Source organism: Mesorhizobium sp. M4A.F.Ca.ET.090.04.2.1, from assembly GCF_003999085.1.
Lineage (GTDB): Bacteria > Pseudomonadota > Alphaproteobacteria > Rhizobiales > Rhizobiaceae > Mesorhizobium.
Map to the genome: position 1 here is coordinate 1 of NZ_RZOT01000628.1, position 3,188 is coordinate 3,188.

The 3,188-nt window shown below is 54.9% G+C and carries 3 protein-coding genes; all 3 read left to right on the plus strand.

Annotated features, from left to right (window positions below):
• Window positions 1–103 precede the first annotated feature (103 nt).
• The 3 genes from EN781_RS29360 (at window position 104) to EN781_RS29370 (ending at window position 3,028) form a co-directional block, all read left to right on the plus strand.
• Complete coding sequence (locus EN781_RS29360; RefSeq protein ID WP_127400586.1) at window positions 104–1,909, plus strand: RNA-directed DNA polymerase; 1,806 nt, start codon at window positions 104–106, stop codon at window positions 1,907–1,909.
• Window positions 1,910–2,000: 91 nt separating this feature from the next.
• Complete coding sequence (locus EN781_RS34600; protein WP_189347921.1) at window positions 2,001–2,507, plus strand: hypothetical protein; 507 nt, start codon at window positions 2,001–2,003, stop codon at window positions 2,505–2,507.
• An 11-nt stretch (window positions 2,508–2,518) separates the two neighbouring features.
• The gene (locus EN781_RS29370; RefSeq protein WP_126057239.1) at window positions 2,519–3,028 is read left to right on the plus strand and encodes a hypothetical protein; all 510 of its coding nucleotides are present in this window, start codon (window positions 2,519–2,521) and stop codon (window positions 3,026–3,028) included.
• Window positions 3,029–3,188 lie beyond the last annotated feature (160 nt).

Genomic DNA, 3,188 nt, shown 5'->3' on the forward strand with positions numbered 1-3,188 from the left:
GTTGGCGGCCGCGTTCTGCCAATGGAGACAAGATAGACGTCGGCTGCGCTTTTGGCTAAAGAGTAGAATCTAGATACGCCGACTTCTCTCTTGGGTAATTTGAGTGACCCAACACTCTCCAAAATACAGCCTGAGAGCTCAAGATATCCTAAGGTATCTCACCGCCAAGCGACTGGAAGAGAAGTGGCGGAAGAAAACAAGATACGATCTAAAAAGACAAGTATTCCCGGACCCTGTGGAGTATCTCGATCTTCAGTCAAGCATCGATGCTGTGATTGCGCGAATACGATCGGCCATCCGTAGGGGGAATTTCGGTGTAAGCCAGCCCCGGCGCTACCATGTCGAAAAAACTCTCGGATTGTGCCGACTGATGGTTCAGACCTCGGTCGAGGCAGCCATCATACTGCAATGCCTTTCGGACAGGCTCTACAGCGACATCAAGAAACAGTCCCCGTCCAAAAACGCGTTTTTTGAGCCGCAAGATCACAGCTTCAAGCCGACCGACGAACAAGAGTACGGAACATTCAAATCATGGAAGAAATTTCAAGAAAAAATATTAGACTTTCGTGATGAAAACAAGTTTGTAGTCGTCACTGATATATCGAATTACTACGATTTCATCGATCTTGTACAGTTGCGGAACGTGATTACGTCTTTCGTGACGGTCCAAGAGTCGCTCTTTGATTTCTATCTTCATATAATATCCGCGCTCGCTTGGCGACCAGATTTCATGCCTCCACGTCAAATAGGTTTGCCACAAATCGATCTCGACGCACCAAGGCTGCTTGCTCACTGCTACCTATTTGAGTTGGATCGCTTTATGGAGCAGCGTTCTCAAAAGAATTATGCGCGGTTCATGGATGATATCGATGCAGGCGTGGACACCATCGAAGACGCGAAGAAGTTACTTCGAGATACTGATCTGGTATTGCAATCACGCAGTCTGAGATTGAATGCCGGTAAGACCCGGATATTGACTGCCAAAGAGGCCTATTCACATTTCAGAGTGCGGGACAATCGCTTCTTAGAGCAATTGGAGGCACGGCTGCTTGCAATGACCTCGGCGGGCGAGTCTATAGAAGCGAAAATTAAAAAGGTATCGCAGGTTTTCGAGGAACTATATAAACGCGGCTACTTCAAGGTGGGAAATGGTGAGAAGATAGTAAAAAGACTGATAGGTATATACAATAGGTTTTCGGCAAGAATTCCGGATATCCTGTTCGAATATTTTATGTCACTCCATCCTAATTTACGCGACTCGGCACCACGAAACGTAGGGATATGCGGTGTTCGTAAGGTCGATTTCGATAGGATTAAGGCCGTGTTTGAGCGAGGATTGGTTTGCGACGACTACTTCCGATTGATTCTTGCAAAACGCCTCGTAGAAGCCAAGATCGAATATGATGGAACAGAGGCAGGTTCACTGAAGGCGATCCTAACCTATTTTCCAAAGGACGATTTCTGCTCGGTCTACGCTGCGATCTGGATTCTTTCTCGGTTCGGATTAGCCAAAACCATTTTTAAGTTCCTTGAGGAAACAGAATTTGTTTGGACGAATGACGAGTCTCTATCTCGATTGGTTGCCGGAATGTGGCCGCGACTCAGGGAAAACAAGGAGGAATTTCCAAAGTATTATATCTATCTTGGCGAGCGGTTGCTGCCTAGTGGGGTGGAACTGCTTGAATTTCATAAAGAGCTGGAAGGAGAAGCGGTCAAATACAAACGCATCAAGTCAGTTATTGGCGCAAAAAACGATAGCGTGCCGCTAAAATGCACACACGAGAAGATGTTGGTTTTGCAGTCGGTACTCCGAAGTGCGGAAATCGCAGAGGGAGATAAAGCTAAGCTCACCAAGACGCATTCGTACATTATGTCTGAAAAAAGCTATTCGGCGGGCGGAGTCATATAGGAGCATTGCTCTCGCGTCGCGCGACGGATGTAGTCCCTTCACCATCCCCCCACATCGGCGTATCCTCTCCCCGGCTTTGGGGAGACATCACATGCGCTCGGACACCATCGCCGCAATCGGCCTCGCCATCGGCGGCGCGCTGGGCATGGCGGGCACTTTCGTTGCCAGCGACGCGCTGCGCGAGACGTTGTGGACCATCGACGGCGTGGGTGTCGTCGTTGCGGCGGCGCTGCTGACGATGAAATACCAGCGGCTCGGCAATGATCTCGTCGCGGCCGGCTTCCTGACCTTCCTCGCCGGCGAAAGCCTGCTTCTGGCCGGCAACGCGGCGGGGCTGCAGGCCAGCGTGCCTTCCTATGTCGGCGGCATCGCGCTGTGGGCGGCGGGGCTGGTCATGGTCAGCGCTCCGGCGACTTTCGCGCTCTGGACACGGCTCGCCGGGCTCGTCGCCGCCTTGCTGTTCACCGTCTCGGCGCTGATGATCCTGTGGGGCGCGCCGCTGCTGCCGACTTCGGCGCCGCTGCCGGCGATCGGCTATCCGTTCCTGGTCCTCACCTTCATCGGCTGGATCTGGACGCTGCTGAAACCCGAGCGGTGAGGGGCGGAAAAATGACCGCGCCGCTCGAACTCCACAACAGCGCAACGGGAAAAATCCTGCCGGCGATCGGGCCGCTGCTGATCGGCGCGATCTTCGCTTTCGGCGTGGTGCAGGGCATCGCGGCCGGGGCGAAAAGCGGGCATGTGCTTGTCATCGCGCTGCTCAGCGCGGGCTGCCTGGCGCTCGGCTTCTTCCTCGCGCGCGGCGCCTTCGACACCTCGGTGCAGGTCGTGCTGGACTCCCATGGTTTTCGAGACCGCCGCGCCGGCGACGTGCTGGTGCCGTGGACGAAGGTGCGGAGCGTGCGCCTCACCTCGGGCAAGGGTTCGGCCATGCTCAATTTCGAGCTCACCGAGGAGCCGCCCGACGCCATCAAATACGCGCCGGCCAATGTGGTGAACCGGATCCTACCGTTCGGCAAGACCATCGTGCACATGGAGGTCTCCTCGCTCGACGTGCGCGGCGACGACATGATCGATGCGATCCGCAAATTCGCGCCGCATGTGGTGGTGGATAGGTAGAGCTCCCCCTTCCCCCCTTGTGGGGGAAGGTGGATCGGCGCGCAGCGCAGAGACGGATGAGGGGTGTTCCAGCTTGGCGTAAACCTCCGCCGGCGGCGAAAGGCGCGACACGGTCGCCAGCGCCTCACTCCGCTGGAACACCCCTCATCCGTCCGAGCTT